Origin of the sequence: Thermoactinomyces mirandus, from assembly GCF_013868055.1 — a bacterium.
GTDB lineage: Bacteria > Bacillota > Bacilli > Thermoactinomycetales > Thermoactinomycetaceae > Thermoactinomyces > Thermoactinomyces mirandus.
Genome location: NZ_JACEOL010000003.1, coordinates 36,192 through 52,792 on the forward strand (window position 1 = coordinate 36,192; position 16,601 = coordinate 52,792).

Sequence of the window (16,601 nt, forward strand, 5' to 3'; positions counted from 1 at the left end):
TTTATAAATGGATGTTTATGCACTTTTTTTGTATTGTTTTAATTTACCCTATCTGCTTTTTCATGTCAATCATCCTGTCAGATGAAATATCCGTCAATATAATTGATCAAGTATTTAAAATAAACAAATAACTGTTTTGATTAGGATCATCTTCCACAAAAAAACACCAACTCCCCGGTAAAAAGGAAGTTGGTGTTTTTTTGTTTTTATGGTTTTCCCAGGCCAAGCGGAAGGATATACACCACCATCATGGCAAAGTGAAGAGCCGATCCGGCCATGATAAACAAGTGAAAAATCTCGTGAAAACCAAATTTGCCCGGAAAAAAATTGAAGCATTTGGTCGCATAGATCACCGCACCAACGGTGTAAAAAACCCCTCCCAAAACCATCAGGACAATCGAGCCAGCCGGAAGCGAATGAATCAATTGTACAAACGGAATGACAGCAATCCAGCCCAGTGTCAGATAAAACACAGTGGAAATATAGCGTGGAATGTTGATAAAAAACAGTTTCAAAACAATCCCAATGATGGACAGGCTCCACACACATGCAAGCATGATCCATTTCCAGAGACCATCCAGCCCGTAAAAAAAGACGGGGGTATAGGACCCGGCAATCAACAAATAAATGGCACAATGATCTATTTTTCTGAGAAAAAGTTCTTTTTTGGGGGTCGTGGAAACCCAATGATACAATGAACTGGCCCCATATAACAAAATGACACTGACACCATAAATCGTCATTGTCACAAGCGTAGAAGGGTTGGAGCGGCTAAGCCCGATCAGGAAAACCAGCCCGACAATCGCCGCCAGAAAAGTGATAAAATGGGTCCAAGTATTGACAGGTTCTTTCATTTTTAAAATTTTCATCAGAAAACCTCCGTTTGATTTGCGATGTTGCCAGCAACAGATCCTCTTTTTTTGATTCTAACACGTTTAATCATACGCTGTACAATGAAAGAAGGATTGCAGCACCCTGTTTTCCCTTTCACACCTTTCGTTCCGGAATCGCCGGTACAATGGGTAAACAATAAATATATTTACAGACTCCAGGCGATCATTTCTTGCAACAGCAAAAATACCCCTTTGGACCATCATCAAGGGGGTATTTGTCTCTCTTTAATATTTTTGAAGCATAAATCCTTCTGATATAAACAGTCCACCAGACAGAATTGACAAAATGGCAAATATTCACGAACCACTGTGTACATCCCTTTTTTCATATACCCAAATGCTGATTCCCAAAGAAACCGTCAAGATCAGCAATAATGAAACCACAGCCGGTACAAGGTTCACCGATTCCAGCTGGTTCAGCAGTTTATAACTGATTAATGTCGCAGCTGACCAGGGATAATAGACTCCGGCAGGTGTGGCACCCATAATTCCGGTTGAAAAAGCGGCAATAATCCCCAGGGCGATTCCCGGAAGATAGCTTTTGGTCAGGATCACGATCAGGACGATAAAAGGAATCATGGCAAACTGGATGCTGACAAGAGCAACATGCAAAACGGCAAAATTAAAAAACACAGCCACATTCAGACTTTCTTCCACGAAGAAACTTCCGATCAGCAAAGTGAAGAGAAATGTGATCAAAGAAGCAATGATGATGATTCCAAAAATGACGGCCAGTTTTCCCAGCAGGATTTTTGTCCGCGATTGCGGATAGGTAAACAGTTGGTTAATCGTTTTCTGATGGTACTCCTGCGCAACGATATAACTGGCAACTACCGCAAACAAGGGGCCTGCGATCAAAAGCATCATGTTGTGAATGGAACTTTGGAACAATTCATTCCATTTCAGGCTGTCGGACTGGACCATGTAACAGGAAAACAACGAATTGAAAAAGCCGCCTGCCATGACAAGCAACAAAATCATCGACCGTTTTAATTTGCTCATCTCCACACGAATAACTTCACCCATTTTCATACCACCTCTCAGACATATAGCTATATTTTAATCACAGGTTCTTAAATTATTTTAAATGAATCCTTAATTATTTCTTACAAACTTTCTCAATACCACGCGAAAAGTTGTTTTTTCAAACGGAATGCTTGAAACTTCAATCGATCCTTGATTCAATTCAACCAGTTTCCTGGTGATCGTAAGTCCCAGTCCGCTCCCTTTATGCATGGTATTTCTGGAGCGGTCCCCCGTGTAAAGTCTCCTGAATATATAAGGCATATCCTGTTTCCTGATTCCCTGTCCGCGATCCCAGACTTCCAGGGTAACCTCGTCACCGGACTCAGTCATAGTCAAACCGATTACCCCGCCATCTTTTCCATAACGCAACGCGTTGGAAAAAAGATTGTACAAAATCCTTTCCAGGCTTTTCCGGTCGCCGAGTACAACTACCGGATCTCGGGGCAGATTGATTTCCACTTTCAAATTCTCTCTGGTAAAATCATGGTAAAAAGAAAGAATACACTCTTCCGCCAGGGAAACCAGTTCCACTTCTTTCAATTCCACTTTGATGTCCTGCGCTTCAATTTTGGAAAGTTCAAAAAAAGACTCCAGCAAGGAGTGCAAACGAATCGATTTTTGGTAAGTCACCTTGACATATTCCATTTTTTCCTTTTCCGATTTCACCGAACCGGATAAAATCTCCTCCAGGTAACCCATCACGGAAGTAAGCGGTGTCCTCAAATCATGGGAGATATTGGAGATCATTTTTTTCCTTTCCTCTTCCAAAAATGCTCTTCGTTCATTCATTTCCTGCAGATAAACCATCAACTCGTTCAGCTTGCGGGAAGTACCAGCTATATGACGATTCATGGTTGGCAATAAATGAAACCGGACATTAAAATTCCCCGATCGGACTTCATCCACCAATTTTCCGATCACTTTCAACTTGTTATTGATATGGTTGATCTGCATAAATAAAACAATGATAATGATCGTGCAGAACATCGAATAAACCAGAAGAAAGTTCACTCTTCTCCACCCCATTTATAGCCGATCCCCCACACCGTTTTAATATATCTGGGTTTGGAAGGATCATCTTCTATTTTCGTCCGCAATCTCCGGATATGAACCATCACTGTGTTTTCATCCGTTACAAAACTGTCCTCCCAGATTGCATCATAGATTTGCGTTTTTGTAAAAACCCTGCGCGGATTTGTCATAAACAACTTTAACAGTTCAAATTCTATCCTGGTCAAATTTTGTTTTTGTTCTCCTTTCGAAACGGTATATTCATGAAGATCCAATTCCAGATCCCCCAATTTGATTTTGCGCCCATTCGGTCGTTCTGAATGGTTCAGAATCATATACCTTCTTAAATGCGCCTTTACCCTGGCGACCAGTTCACTCACGGAAAACGGCTTGATCATATAATCGTCAGCTCCAAGCCCCAATCCGTACACTTTATCCATCTCTTCCGTTTTCGCAGACAAAATCATGATCGGCACATTGTCATCCATTCGGAACTGGCGCAACAAATCCAGACCGTCGATGCCTGGCAACATCAAATCAAGAATGACCAAATGGTAATCAAAGTTTTTGAAATTCTGGAAAGCCTGCAAACCGTCATAACAAGGATCTACCGTGTATCCTTCTTTTTTCAGGGCGTTACAGACCAGCTGGTTAATTTTTTGATCATCTTCTACAAGCAGGATGCGAATTTGCATATTAAAAACCTCCATTAGAATTTAAGATCTTTGTAATAGTTATGTAATAATTATTTAAACTATTAAAACTAGTATATAAATATCCACTGAATTTATCAATTTTAATAAAGGAGGGTCCATATTTGAAAAAAGTTCCCTACATTGAACAAATGGAGGAAAACGAATGTGGAATTGCCTGCCTTGGGATGATCCTGGGCTACTACGGTCATCATCGTTCTATTCCATGTATAAGGAATGAATTTCAACTATCAAGAAATGGACTCTCTCTTAAAAATTTAAAATTTATTTCAGAAAAATACGGACTGGAAGCCAAAGCTTTTTTCATGTTCAGGGATCAATTAAGATCAATCCCTCATCCATGTATCTTGCACTGGGAAAACAATCATTTTGTTGTTTTAGAAAAAATCAGGGGAAATACCGCCTATATCGCCGACCCAAATATCGGAAAATTCAAGCTTGGGTTAGATGAATTAAGCAAAAAACACACGGGATTTATCTTATGTCTGACACCTTCTTCCTCCTTTAAAAAAAGAAAAGAACAGTCAGATTGGTTTTTCATCTGGGAACTGATCAAAAGCCATCCCAAATTTGTCGTGCTGATTTTTTTTTGTTCCCTGGTTTTACAATCATTCGGGCTTATTATTCCCCTGTCGATCAGCTGGATTACCGACCACATCATTATGCCGAAACAAGCCCATTTGCTGACTTTGATCGGATGGATCATTCTGGCCCTGTTTCTCAGTTATGAATTGATTGCGATACTCCGAAGTTATTTCATCACCAAACTCCAAACGCATATGGACTATTCCCTGATGACAAAATTCATTCGACACCTGTTGCATCTGCCCTTCCGGTTTTTTGAAAACAGATCGGTTGGAGATCTGGTCTTTCGTTCCAACTCGCACGTGATCATAAGACAAATCCTGTCAAACCGCATGATTACCATGATGATTGACAGCGTGTTGCTGATTACATATGCGGTTATCATGTTTTTACAATCCTGGATGTTATCACTGGCTGTTATCGGGATCAGTATCCTTCTCTTTGCAATCGTGTTTTTTACAACCCCCGTGACCAAAAACCTGACGGCAAAAGATATCAGCACACAATCCCAAACGCAGAGTTTTTTGTCTGAAACCATCCTTGGCATTATTGACATCAAAACGACGGGAACGGAACAAATCGCTTTCAACGGTTGGCTTGAACGGTTTCAACGTCAACTCCGGATCTCCGAAAAACGCAACCTTTGGACCTCAGTCATTGGTTCCGTGACAATAGGCCTGCAAAGATTGACACCAATCGTGTTAATCTGGCTCGGTGCCTATTTTGTAATTGACAACAGGCTGACAATCGGTCAACTGATCGGATTCAATTCCCTGGCCCTGGCTTTTATGACACCAATCGTTTCTATTGGACAAACCCACAATGAGTTGCTTATGGTCAGCTCCTACATTCAACGCATCCTGGATGTCATAAAGACGGAAACCGTGGAAGAGCAGCTTGACAAAAACCGCTTCAGTCTGCTGAAAATCACGCCCCGTTCCGTCATCGGCCAAATCGAAATCAAAAATGTAAGCTTTTGTTACGACTCTTTCAGTCAGCCCGCGTTAAAAAACATCAACATGGAAATATTGCCTGGAGAAAAAATCGGTATTGTCGGCCCTTCAGGATCCGGCAAAAGCACGCTGGCAAAATTGATCATGGGGCTGTACCGTCCAACATCCGGGCAAATTTTTATTGATGGAAAGGCCATCGAAAGGTATGACCTGAAAGCCCTGCGATCCCATATGGGAGTAATTCTGCAGGAATCCAGGCTGTTCCACAAATCCATCAAAGAAAATATCCGCATGCATAACAGCGAAATATCTGACGACCAGATCCGGTCAGCTGCTGCCACCGCATTCATTCACAATGAAATCATGCGGTTGCCCATGCAATATGACACACAACTGTCGGAGAGCGGATCGAATTTGTCAGGGGGACAAAGGCAAAGACTGTTAATCGCCAGAGCGTTGGCCCATTCTCCTTCCATTCTGATTCTGGATGAGGCAACAAGCTTTTTGGACTTCAATTCGGAAAGAAAGGTTGACAAAAATCTCTCTGACCTGCGGTGTACCCGCATCGTTATTGCCCACCGGCTCAATACGGTTATAAACGCTGACAGAATTTACGTCCTGGATCAGGGAGAAATTGCTGAAGTTGGAACGCATCAGGAACTCCTCCATCTGAAAGGCGTCTATTATCACCTGTATCGTTCCCAAAAGAAAAAAAATTCTAATCCGGAATTATTGGTTTAAAGGATGATATTCATAAAAAAACAGGAGGCCAAAAAATGAGTATCACCTTGATTACTGATGATTATCATACCGCGAAATATATCCAAAACATCCTGAAAAAGCATCAATTACACTGCGTTTTTACAGGTCCAAAAGGCAATACACTGATTATCGAGTCTTCCGCAATCAATGATACCCGTGTGCAATTGGGCAAAAACATTCTTTTTAACAGAGAAGAAAAGTGCATCTACAAAAACGGCGCCAAAATCCCCTTGTCCCAGCTGGAATTCAAATTACTCAATTATTTGTCGTACCGGTTAAACACCATTGTCAGCAGCGAAGAACTGATTAACGAAGTATGGGGACTGGATGCTCCGATTGGAACGGATACACTGTATGTATACATCAACCGATTGCGAAAAAAAATTGAACCCCGCGCCTGTAATCCTGAAATTCTGCTCACCCACCGGAAAATCGGGTATGAGTTGAGAACGATATAAAAGATTTGAAGAGGGAAGCATGATCGGCTGTGGTGTTTCCCTCTTTCCGGTTTTCCCGCTTCTTAATGGCTCCCATGTACATCCATTTTATTGAAATAGTAGACACAATAAACCAAAGGAATATAAAAGATCAAAACCAGGATGGCAATGGGGATGAGATAGTTTATTTGGGCGTATCCCCCGTAATTGGTCAAGTCAAACAGGATCCGTGTGGGGATTGACCAGGGGAAGAAGATCGCCAGCTGTTTGGACAGGATCAGGGCAGCGAAAATTACGGCCGCAATGGAGAAACCTGTCGGAACAACAATGTTTTTGCTTCTGATGCTGATCGCGATGATCACCGGAATTAACGCAAACTGCATCAGGCAGGTAACCAGGCAAATCTCAAAGAAAAAAACCAGATCTGAAAATATGATGGATTCCTGAAACGTCAACAGACCCAGAACAATAGCAATCGCAAAAGACAAAAATACCGTAATCAGAATGTTAATAAATATGACCATTATTTTTGCCAGTATGATGTTTACTCTTGTTGCCGGATAGGTTAACAACTGATTGATGGTGCCACTTTGATATTCCATCACAATGGAATAGGTGGAGATCAGGGAAAAAAGAGGCACACCAATAATCAGGTTCAGGAATGAGACCGATCCCTGAAACAGGAGAAACCCTTCATTTCCGCTGACATTTTCGTACAGGGCACTTAGCATCAGCGGAAAAAAACTGAGCAGTACCGGAGTGACTGCTCCAAACAGGATTATCCAGACGACCGGCGATCTCTTCAGTTTAGCCAACTCAGCGTATAAAATATTGACAAACTCCAACATGATTCCTCCTAACCGGTTAACTTTACAAAGAAATCTTCCAGTGTGTCTTTGGAAACATTCATTTCATAAATATCAACATTTTGCTCAATGAACAGGCGGGAAATCATTGTCGCATCCTCTATCTCCCCGTAAATTCTGATTACCCCAGGTTCTACCACCTGGAAATCGGGAATGTTCAGCTTTTTCTCCAGCAGAACCGCTGCCTTGTTTTCATTGTTGACTCGAATTTCCAGATAACGCCGATTCATCTTCCTGATCGTTTCGGAATCCAGTTCTTTCAGAAGTTTTCCCTGGTGAATGATGCCGATTTTATCGGCCAGCTGCTCCACTTCACTCAGGATATGACTGGAAATGAGCACGGTGATGTTCTTGAAATGAGCCAGCTCAAGGATTTTTTTCCTGACCTCCTTGATGCCGATGGGATCCAGTCCATTTGTCGGTTCATCCAGCAACAACAGTTCCGGTTCATGCAAAATGGCCCTGGCAATCCCCAACCGCTGTTTCATACCCAGAGAATAAGCTTTTACTTTCTTGTTTCTGGCCCGGGACAGCCCCACTTCTTCCAAAGCCCTGTAGATTGCCTTTTTATCTGGCACTCCCATCATTCGGCGATGTATTTCCAGGTTTTCTTCCCCCGTCAGATTTGGATAAAAGCCTGGAGTCTCAATAATCGAACCAATTCGTTTGAAAGGGCGCTGATAACTGGTTGTTTTTACTTTTTCCCCAAACATTTCGATTTCCCCTGAGCTGGGTTTAATCAAACCAAGCAACATTCTCATCGTTGTTGTTTTACCCGCGCCATTCTGCCCGAGGAACCCGTAAATTTCCCCTTTTCTTATATTCATGTTGACCATGTTTACGACTTTTGTATCCCCATAGCTCTTTGTAAGATTATAGGTTCGTAACAGATAACTCATCGGGATTCTCCTTTAGCTTTTTATTATGGAATTAATATAAATAAAAGTTCTTACATGCTTTTTAATCTGTTCTTAAAAATTTCTTACGATTTTTTTAAAATCAATTTTTCCCCTTAAAAAAGGAGACTCACTCTGAATGCGAGATCGTCTCCCGGCTTCCCTTGTTATTTTTTTGAGTGAACTGGCGGTCCCAAAAACAAGGGGGAAGGAAGGGTTTTTGCGCAGGCTGCCTGCAACAGGCCATAACCGATCCCGGCAAGCCCCAGCATCAGGCCCTGCAATTGAACACCGGCAACGGCACCGCATTTCCAATCATTAATGTTTTTTATATTGGACAAAACCGCGCCGGCCTGCTGAAGGGCAAATTTCTCCAGATCCCGGTCGCCTTTCTGTTCCGCGGCCAACAGCAAAAAGGAAAGATTCCCCATGTCGCCATGGCATAAACAATGCGTATGCCCAAAGCCACGTTCTTTCGTCAGTTTAATACAAATATCCACTTCTTCATCCATATAGGCATCATCTATCTTGTTTTTCATCAACAGGCGGCTCATTCCGATCCCCGGCGCACCATTACACCAACTGATCAGGGACATCGTGTGGGGCCTGACCCGCAAATCCTTCCAGTTCTTCTCTTCAGGGACAAACAGGCTTCTTTCAAACTCAAGCGATTTCAAAACCAATTGCTCATATTTTTTATGTCCGGTTTTGGCAAACAGTTCGGCAAGAGCCCATGCAATCCCCGCCGCTCCATGTGAAAACCCTCCAACGGGAATATTGGAAACCTGGTTTCTCCATCCTGTTCCCGTTTCCAGATCTTCCGCATGTTCCGCCAGATGGTTTCCGCACTGAATCGCCAGATCCAGCAAATATTTTTCATGGGTTTCTTCATGCAACTGCAGCAATACAACAATCAGGCCGGCTACGCCACTGAGCAAATCGTAGGCACGGTCTTCATGCAAAACTTTTTCCAGTCTTCTGCTCTCCTCCAATGCCAGATCAAGCAATGAAGCATCCCCAAATACATGAGCCAAATGATGCAATGTGTAAAGAACCGAACCATGTCCCATATATGCAGATGGATGAACGGCATATTTTCTGTTCAACGCCATGTCCAACAAGCCGGTCAAAGATGCCTCGGCCAATCTCATGAATTTGGACGACTTTGTTTTTTGTGCCAGATAGGCATAGAAAAACGCCATTCCGGACAATCCATTATACAGTCCAATGTCCAGGGCTGCATATTGCCACTGCAAATTCATTCCCATCCATTGCAGCCCCAGCCAGGTCACATCTTTTCTTTCACTGCCCCAGATTGCCTTGTCAGCCAGATAATTCCCGATCTGTACAGCCTTTTCCACAAGCGCCTTTCTGTCTGACAATTCCTTGACCGGACCCCTGTCTTCCTCCGGATGGCATACCACACCAATTTCATGTCCCTCTTTTCCGATTCCGAGTGAAGCCCGGACGATACAGCACTGCTCCTCGCAATCTTCCAAACTTAAATGACGGCATCGATTCAGGACAATGGACAAGCCGTCCTGCGCAAAAAAATCCTCTATTTTCTTTCCTCTGCTATCCCAGAGATGAATGGAACCAGGTTTGGAATGAAAGTACGGAATGTCACCGTGCAACAAATCCTCCAATTCCGAAGCAATCGTCTTCATCAAGTGCGGCGCTCCTTCAAGTCCGGCCCATAACCGGTCCATCAGCCGGTTGCGATCCAGCCCGTTCCTCAGGAAATCCGGGTGGTTGCCACCTTCCAGCAACAATGAGTAAATATAAGTGGGCCGTAAAACACAGCGGATCGAGTCGTTCTGAAACTTTTGCACTGCATGAACCAATTCCTGCCGAAATTGCAAAAACAGATCATAAGCCTGTTTAAATCCTGTAATCAAATCTTCCGCATAATCGCGAAAATCGACTCTTCGGCCATACAGGACCGGCCTGTTATTTCCGCCGCTTAACATTCCCGGTTTGCGAACAGCTCTCATATTTTCCGTACCCACTTCTTCCCATTGCAAGATATCAAACGGAGTTTCCTGGTTTTCTTCACCGCCCAATCCTCCAATTTCAGTTGCTTTTTTTCCATTTTCTCCTCCCAATAGGCTGGGAAGCATCTGCGTGCGCAAAACAGTGTTGGAAACATGTTCCCTGGCCTTCACCAAAGCGGACTCATAATGCTGATTTGGCATTACCCGCGGAGTGAACAAGGTTTCCGTATCCACCAGGAAAGGATATTCCCCTGATGCAATCACATTCTCAAAATGGAAATCGGTCGCCTCAAGAAGATAAAGCAATGCCAGATATCCGCCCTGCCGCTGATAAAAACGCCCGACTTCCTCTTTTGTGTGGCAATGGTTCGGAACAATGAATTCTTCCCAGCCATATTTGCCTTTATCCAAAATTTTTTGAATCCGGAACTGTGGGGAAAAGCCTTTTTCATTCAGCCATTGCAACATTTCCTGGAAATGGAAGGCTACCCCAAGGGGCTTTGGCTTGTACACAAGTTTCGATCCATCCTCAAATGTCAAAATCATGACATTCTGTCCCTGTTTATGGGAGTCTGACAAGCCGCATTCCAATTTTCTGATGCGACCGGTTTCCATGTTCAAAACCTGCCTGATTTCGTTCTGGTCACCGCAAAACCTGTCCACGGCTTCTGCAATGTTCCGGACCCAGTTGTTTGTCAAAGTGGTTATCAATCTGGCAAGAACGGGATATTCGGCATAAATCTTTACAAGTTTCCCCAGTTCCGTCAGATGGCAGTCCAAATAATACTGGTACCTTGCCTTTGCATTGTCTCCCTTTAACTGATCCGTCAACCTGGCGATATGCAATTCCAGTGTAAACGTTTGAGCCGCGGTGCGTGTCAATTTATTGCCCAAATCATAGACCAGCTGTGCAGTAAATCTGTCTGTTGCAAAAGGCAGCATCCCGTATTTTTTTTCCAGATTGCGCCAATGGCAGCGAAACTCTTTATCCGCCCAGGCCAAAAAAGGCCAGACTCCATTCACATAAGGAAAATCGCAAAACCGGATCAGACAGTTTCGCCTTTCAATGGTGGTTTTGGCTGCCAGTTCACAGATTTGGCTGAACTGTTTCAGCCAGGCACCTGCATTCTTTACGGATGGTTGATCCTTCGTGGCGATCAGGGATTGAAATTGCATTTCGCTTAACTGATCATTGCTCAATCTTTTTCTGAACAGTGTTTCAGACTTCAGACCGGTTTCTCTCCGCCAACGGGAAACTTTTTTTGCAATATCCTGATCAGATAAATCCACATGATCCTGAAAAGTCCGTTCCGATAAAAAAGAGCCCGAGAAAAAAGTTTTCATGATGTCATCGCTGAAGCACTTTCTTTGGCTGATCATCTATGGAACACCTCTTTACTATTCGGAATTATCGATTTATAATAGAATTGTTAAGAATATACAAAAGAGTGCGGCCTAAGCCACACTCTTGGAAACGGAATCACTTAGCAGCAGTCACGTCCAGCCCAGGAACATTCTGTAATACCGCTGTGACATGTACATTCTGCAGTGATGGACGGGAAACCGCCAGATCCGCATCCGCCTACCACGTTTGCCAGGATCGATTCGTCCAGTTCTTTTGCCAGGGAACCTGCCGGATGATCGATCCCTTTTTCTGCACGTAACTCCGGATTTTTCAAAAGACGAATCATTTGTTCTTTGCTCATGAATCACAACCCCTTTTTTAAATAATCAGCAACAATCGCGTCCAGCCCAGGAACATTCTGTGATACCGCTGTGACATGTACATTCTGCGGTAATGGACGGGAAACCGCCAGATCCGCATCCGCCTACCACGTTTGCCAGGACCGCTTCATCCAGTTCTTTTGCCAGGGAACCTGCCGGATGATCGATCCCTTCCGCACGCAGCTCCGGATTTTTCCAAAGGCGAATCATCTGTTCTTTGCTCATCATGGTCACCTCCTGTTTATGGCGCTATCCTAGTTATAACTCATCTTGATCGTCATTGTCCTTAAATTTATCTAACAAAACATAATATTATTTAATTTCAGATTTAATTTCTTCAAAAGTTGGCTCTACCTTGATCCCATTTACATAAACCGTTGGCACGAAGTTGATATGGTTCTCCATACAGAATCGCCAATCTTTTTCCACCTCCTCGTAAACCCTTTTTTTCTCGACATCCTCCCTCAATTTCTCATAATCTATTCCAGGCACTTCCTTCCTTACAAATGCCATGAGCCCATCCATCGTGACCCAATCCTTTTTATTACGCTGTTTTTCTTTATTGAAGGCATGATAAAAATCCCAAAAACGCCCGGGGTTTTGCTGATAAATCCCTTGTCCAAACATTCCTGCCAAAACCGATTCCTCGCTTAGAAACTGATTATCGATAAAGTAAAACTTTGCCTTTCCGGTATCGATCAATTCTTTTTTTATTTTGGGAAATTCATTGAGTGCAAAGCTGCGGCATGATCCACATGAAAAATCACCAATTTCCACAATGGTCACGGGTGCATCCTTGCTCCCAAGCACCGGTTGGCCTTCCAGGGGTAAAGCAACCGATGGCTCCTCTTGCCGGGTCATTCCCCAAAAGAACAACACTCCACAAATTACCAGGACAACGATACCACTCATCACTGTCAACTTTTTCAAATTCCATCCCCCTCCAATCTTTTTTCATCCACCATTATTTCATGGCAAATAAACCCATGTCCTTAATAGCGTTAAGATTAATTCCCCCTACATCGGGCAAAACATTTGTTGTATTCTTCGATTTAATTGGTTCGCAAACAGAAAAAAGTTGGCCATGAACAGGGAGCCAACTTTCAGGAAGTATCTTATGCAGCCATCTTTATTGATCAGTCCGTTTGGGATTGTTCCTTCTCTTCGACAGGCAGTGAATGATTAACATTGCCTAACAGGGAATTACAAGCGGTCAGGGTGAAAAATGTAAAAATACATGCCACCAGCAACACCTTTTTCATCATTTTTCCTCCTTTTTTATTTATCATAGTATGAAATACTTAAATATTTCTGATATAAACCTTAATTTATTCTTATTTTTAATGCTTCGTTTGAAACGATCCAGCTCTTCAACAAAACAAAAAATCTCCGCTTTCCGCAGAGATTTCAGCTTGTCAACAAAGTGTCAGAAATCGATTTTTAGGACTCCGTTCCGTCTCCGCCTTGCAAAGAAGTAGTTATGACGCTCAGCAATCCCTTCCAGGCGGGCTCAAAACTCGCTTGCGCTCAAACAGTTTCGCCCGTTTTCCCCGGAAGGGAATGCTTTCGCTTTGTAGCGGCTCCAAAGTCACTCCGCTTCTAAAAATCGTCTTCCTCTATATGTTTTTCTACAGTCTGAAATCTCCCTTTCCGCAGAGATTTCGTCTTGGAAATGGTGGTTACTTTGCGGGGTTTTATTTTTTAATTCCCACCGGCTTTCTGATCTCCATCAATTGGCCAGTAATAATATGCTGTACTGGCATGGCCTCCTCCCGCCAGCTCTTCGGCGGCAAGGTGCCCCAGAACGTAGCTCGCTGCGGGTCATTCAGATGCCAGCGGATCGGCTTCCAGTCCGGATCGTTTGTGAAGTAATCGCCCGTGTACAATTCTGTCCGGTGTCCGTCCGGATCCCGAACATAGACGAAGAAAGCGTTGGATGTGCCATGCCGGCCCGGAGCGCGTTCAATATTGGCGTAGTAGCCGATACTGGCCAAATGATCGCACGCATCCAGAATCGTTTTGGCGTCGTCAATCCAGAAACCGGTATGATGATAACGCGGGCCGGCATCACGAATCAGGGCCAGATCATGAACGGTCGGCTTTCGATGCAGCCAGGCGGCCCATAAATATTCTCCGTTTTCGCCTGCGACTGTATACTCGGAGCACATGAAACCCATTTTCTCCATATACCAGCGATAAGCCAAATCGATATCCCGGACGAGGCAATTGGCGTGGTCAATCCGTTTGACCCTGGCGCCTCTGTGCAGGTAATATTTTTGAATCAGGGGTTCGGCCCAATCCATCTCGCAAAAGAATTCAACAGGAAACCCTTGTGGATCCTGCATACGAATCGCTCTTCCCTGGCCGCGCTCTTCTCCCTTTTCAAGCCAGCGGAAGGGCAGGCCTTCTTCTATAAACAGTTTTTCCAATTTGTCCAGATCTTCGTCGCTTGCCACCCGATAGGCAATATGATTGAGACTTGGCCGCTCCGCTTTTGTCAGAACCAGGCAATGATGATTTCCATCATCCAACCCTCTCAGATAGATATTGTTTTCATCCGCTTCGGTTTCAATCATTCCCAGCCCTTCCACATAGAAGTGGCGCGCCTTCTCCAGATCGGTCACATTGATATTCACATGATGCAATCGGATGATATTGGCATCACTCATATTTTTCTCTCCTCAGGTCCCGGATGTGATAAATAGAGCCATTCTCCGTTCCATAAGGAACTGAAAATGACCCGTTTTTCATTTTGAATGGACTTACAGATAAATAACATATTTGTTCAGGAATCAGGATAAAAGCCGGTTTTCCTATGATTTGGATGCCGTTTGTTTTGTGTTTGCCCGATCCAGGAATTCCCTTACCAACTCTTTATATTTGTCTTTCTCGTGCCAGTCGTAATAAGCCCCTGCCATGCGGACCGGATCGCCGAAGAAGTAATATTCATACAGCATCTGGCGTGTGGCAAAGGCACTCATGGAGACATCCCAGGCCAAACGGTACAATTGCACGCGCTCGTATCCGTCAATGGCCGCACCCTGATTATATTTGTGCATCAGGTCGCCAATGTCATCCGCTTCAAAATCAGCCTGTGTCGGAATCGCCATCAAACCGCTGGAACCAAGGATGCGAATAATTTCCGTCAAACGCTGGTACACTTTGGGATACCAGTTACGGGCTGTGTTTAATGGGGCGAAGTCCGGGGTCATGTTTCCATATTGATCGATATTGGCCCCCGCTTCCGATTGCAGGAGAAGCGCTTTCATAATTTCCAGCGTAATCATCACTTCTGTCGCCTTTTCCTTGACGTGCTGGAACCTGGAAATATTGATTGCGTCGATAATGCTTAACACAATGCCGAGGATAAACTCCGTTTTTGCCAGATTTTTCGCCACAACCTGATGGGTCATGTGAATAACGGCATTGGTTTCAAAATACGTCCGATTGCATAAATCATGGTTTCCGGCAATAAATACGCGATCCCAGGGAACCAGTACATCTTCAAACACCACAATGGCATCGCTTTCATCAAAGCGGGCACCCATTGGATGATCCCACTGATTTTTGCCATAATCAAACGACTCGCGGCAAATAAATTTTAATCCAGGCGTATTGTTGGGGATGGCAAAGGCGAAGGCATAAGGATCATCTTCACTGGTTGCTTTATTGAGGGTCGAAGGAAAAACAACAATTTCATCGGTTACCCCGCCAAGGGTCGCCAGCAAACGGCAACCGCGCACAATGATTCCTTCAGAAGTTTTATCCACAATCCTGGCTGAAAGATAGGGATCTCTCTGATTGGACTGATTTTTGGCCCGGTTTGCCTGCGGATGAATCAGGGTATGTGTCAGACTGATATCGTTTTCCCGGCAATATTCATAGTACTTGCGCACGTTTTCGCCGAACATCGGGTTATCCTGGGCAAAAAAAGATGCTGCTGTTCCAAAGGACATCACGCTGGTATTCAAATAGTCCGGCGACCGCCCCATCATACCGCCGGAGTAACGGGCCCATTCATAGACCATCTCTCTTCTGCGGGCCAGATCTTCCTTTGTCCTCGGCTCAATAAAGGATAAACCCACGGGATCCCCGGTGGTCGGAGAGGTATATAACATCCTGTCCGGCTTTTTATGCTGGAGATCATACAGATCGACCATGCTTTTTACAATGTTTCGAAATGCCGGATGCTCGGAGACCTTGTCCACCTTCTCACCATGAATCCAAACATTGTTTTTCGCCTTGTCCAGGGCTTCCAAATATTGCTTTCCTGTTCTTGCCGGCATGCAGATCCCTCTTTTCCTCTCAAGATTTAAAATATTTAGATTATTAAAACGGAACAATGAGGCTTGATTAAGCCTCTGGCAATATGAGTATTTCCGCTTATTGTAAATCTCTTTTTTTAAAGTATACCGTCTTTTTTCTTACATTAAAAATATATATATTGTATATATCATATATGAAACACATATATTCATTTTTAATATGAAGCAAACTTTAGAAAAATATATACAGGAAGGCGATTTTCGGAACTCTGTCGTCTCCACCTTGCCAACAAGCCATCATAACGCTCAGCATTCACTTCCAGGCGGGCTCTTCACTTGCTTGCGCTCAAACAGTTTCGCCCGTTTTCCCTGTAAGTAAATGCCTTCAAATTACTCCACTTCTAAAAATCGCTAGTTCACCTTTATCGACAAGCAGATTCGTATTTGAAATAAATGTCAAATGATCTCTCCAAAT

Annotated in this window: 15 protein-coding genes; 2 read left to right on the forward strand and 13 right to left on the reverse strand. The window is 43.7% G+C overall.

The annotated features are described in order from the left end of the window. Positions 1-206 precede the first annotated feature (206 nt). The 4 genes from trhA to H2C83_RS01465 form a co-directional block, all read right to left on the reverse strand. Positions 207-869, reverse strand: coding sequence for a PAQR family membrane homeostasis protein TrhA (trhA, locus tag H2C83_RS01450; RefSeq protein WP_246333676.1), 663 nt, complete (start codon positions 867-869; stop codon positions 207-209). 321 nt (positions 870-1,190) lie between these two features. Continuing rightward, on the reverse strand, positions 1,191-1,919 hold the full coding sequence (locus H2C83_RS01455; protein WP_181737064.1) for an ABC transporter permease: 729 nt from the start codon (positions 1,917-1,919) through the stop codon (positions 1,191-1,193). 69 nt (positions 1,920-1,988) lie between these two features. Continuing rightward, positions 1,989-2,930 (reverse strand): sensor histidine kinase, encoded by a 942-nt coding sequence (locus H2C83_RS01460; protein WP_181737065.1) that lies wholly within the window; start codon positions 2,928-2,930, stop codon positions 1,989-1,991. Next, positions 2,927-3,625, reverse strand: coding sequence for a response regulator transcription factor (locus H2C83_RS01465; protein WP_181737067.1), 699 nt, complete (start codon positions 3,623-3,625; stop codon positions 2,927-2,929). The genes H2C83_RS01460 and H2C83_RS01465 overlap by 4 nt, the downstream gene beginning before the upstream one ends. 122 nt (positions 3,626-3,747) lie before the next feature. On the opposite strand from H2C83_RS01465, the gene H2C83_RS01470 reads away from it, so the two are divergent. Next, positions 3,748-5,922 carry a peptidase domain-containing ABC transporter gene (locus H2C83_RS01470; RefSeq protein WP_181737069.1) on the forward strand — a complete coding sequence of 725 codons (2,175 nt, stop codon included), beginning with the start codon at positions 3,748-3,750 and terminating at the stop codon, positions 5,920-5,922. Between the two features lie 35 nt (positions 5,923-5,957). Further along, positions 5,958-6,401: a winged helix-turn-helix domain-containing protein gene (locus H2C83_RS01475; RefSeq protein ID WP_181737071.1), complete on the forward strand. Its 444-nt coding sequence runs from the start codon at positions 5,958-5,960 to the stop codon at positions 6,399-6,401. Positions 6,402-6,463: 62 nt separating this feature from the next. Here the strand turns inward: H2C83_RS01475 and H2C83_RS01480 are convergent, their stop codons facing one another. The 9 genes from H2C83_RS01480 to hpaB form a co-directional block, all read right to left on the reverse strand. Then, positions 6,464-7,228, reverse strand: coding sequence for an ABC transporter permease (locus H2C83_RS01480; RefSeq protein WP_181737073.1), 765 nt, complete (start codon positions 7,226-7,228; stop codon positions 6,464-6,466). Positions 7,229-7,236: 8 nt separating this feature from the next. Next, entirely contained in the window at positions 7,237-8,145 is a 909-nt protein-coding gene (locus H2C83_RS01485) for an ABC transporter ATP-binding protein (RefSeq protein ID WP_181737075.1), read from the reverse strand. A 164-nt stretch (positions 8,146-8,309) separates the two neighbouring features. Beyond that, positions 8,310-11,516 carry a type 2 lanthipeptide synthetase LanM family protein gene (locus H2C83_RS01490; RefSeq protein ID WP_181737077.1) on the reverse strand — a complete coding sequence of 1,069 codons (3,207 nt, stop codon included), beginning with the start codon at positions 11,514-11,516 and terminating at the stop codon, positions 8,310-8,312. A 104-nt stretch (positions 11,517-11,620) separates the two neighbouring features. After that, the gene (locus H2C83_RS01495; protein ID WP_181737079.1) at positions 11,621-11,842 is read right to left on the reverse strand and encodes a hypothetical protein; all 222 of its coding nucleotides are present in this window, start codon (positions 11,840-11,842) and stop codon (positions 11,621-11,623) included. A 25-nt stretch (positions 11,843-11,867) separates the two neighbouring features. Then, complete coding sequence (locus H2C83_RS01500) at positions 11,868-12,089, reverse strand: hypothetical protein (RefSeq protein ID WP_181737081.1); 222 nt, start codon at positions 12,087-12,089, stop codon at positions 11,868-11,870. 84 nt (positions 12,090-12,173) lie between these two features. Then, positions 12,174-12,791 (reverse strand): thioredoxin domain-containing protein, encoded by a 618-nt coding sequence (locus H2C83_RS01505; RefSeq protein WP_181737083.1) that lies wholly within the window; start codon positions 12,789-12,791, stop codon positions 12,174-12,176. Positions 12,792-12,997: 206 nt separating this feature from the next. After that, positions 12,998-13,126: a hypothetical protein gene (locus tag H2C83_RS18005; RefSeq protein ID WP_281364068.1), complete on the reverse strand. Its 129-nt coding sequence runs from the start codon at positions 13,124-13,126 to the stop codon at positions 12,998-13,000. A gap of 429 nt (positions 13,127-13,555) precedes the next feature. Beyond that, positions 13,556-14,530: a 3,4-dihydroxyphenylacetate 2,3-dioxygenase gene (hpaD, locus tag H2C83_RS01510; RefSeq protein WP_181737084.1), complete on the reverse strand. Its 975-nt coding sequence runs from the start codon at positions 14,528-14,530 to the stop codon at positions 13,556-13,558. Positions 14,531-14,674: 144 nt separating this feature from the next. Then, the gene (gene hpaB / locus H2C83_RS01515; protein ID WP_181737086.1) at positions 14,675-16,147 is read right to left on the reverse strand and encodes a 4-hydroxyphenylacetate 3-monooxygenase, oxygenase component; all 1,473 of its coding nucleotides are present in this window, start codon (positions 16,145-16,147) and stop codon (positions 14,675-14,677) included. Between the last annotated feature and the right edge of the window lie 454 nt (positions 16,148-16,601).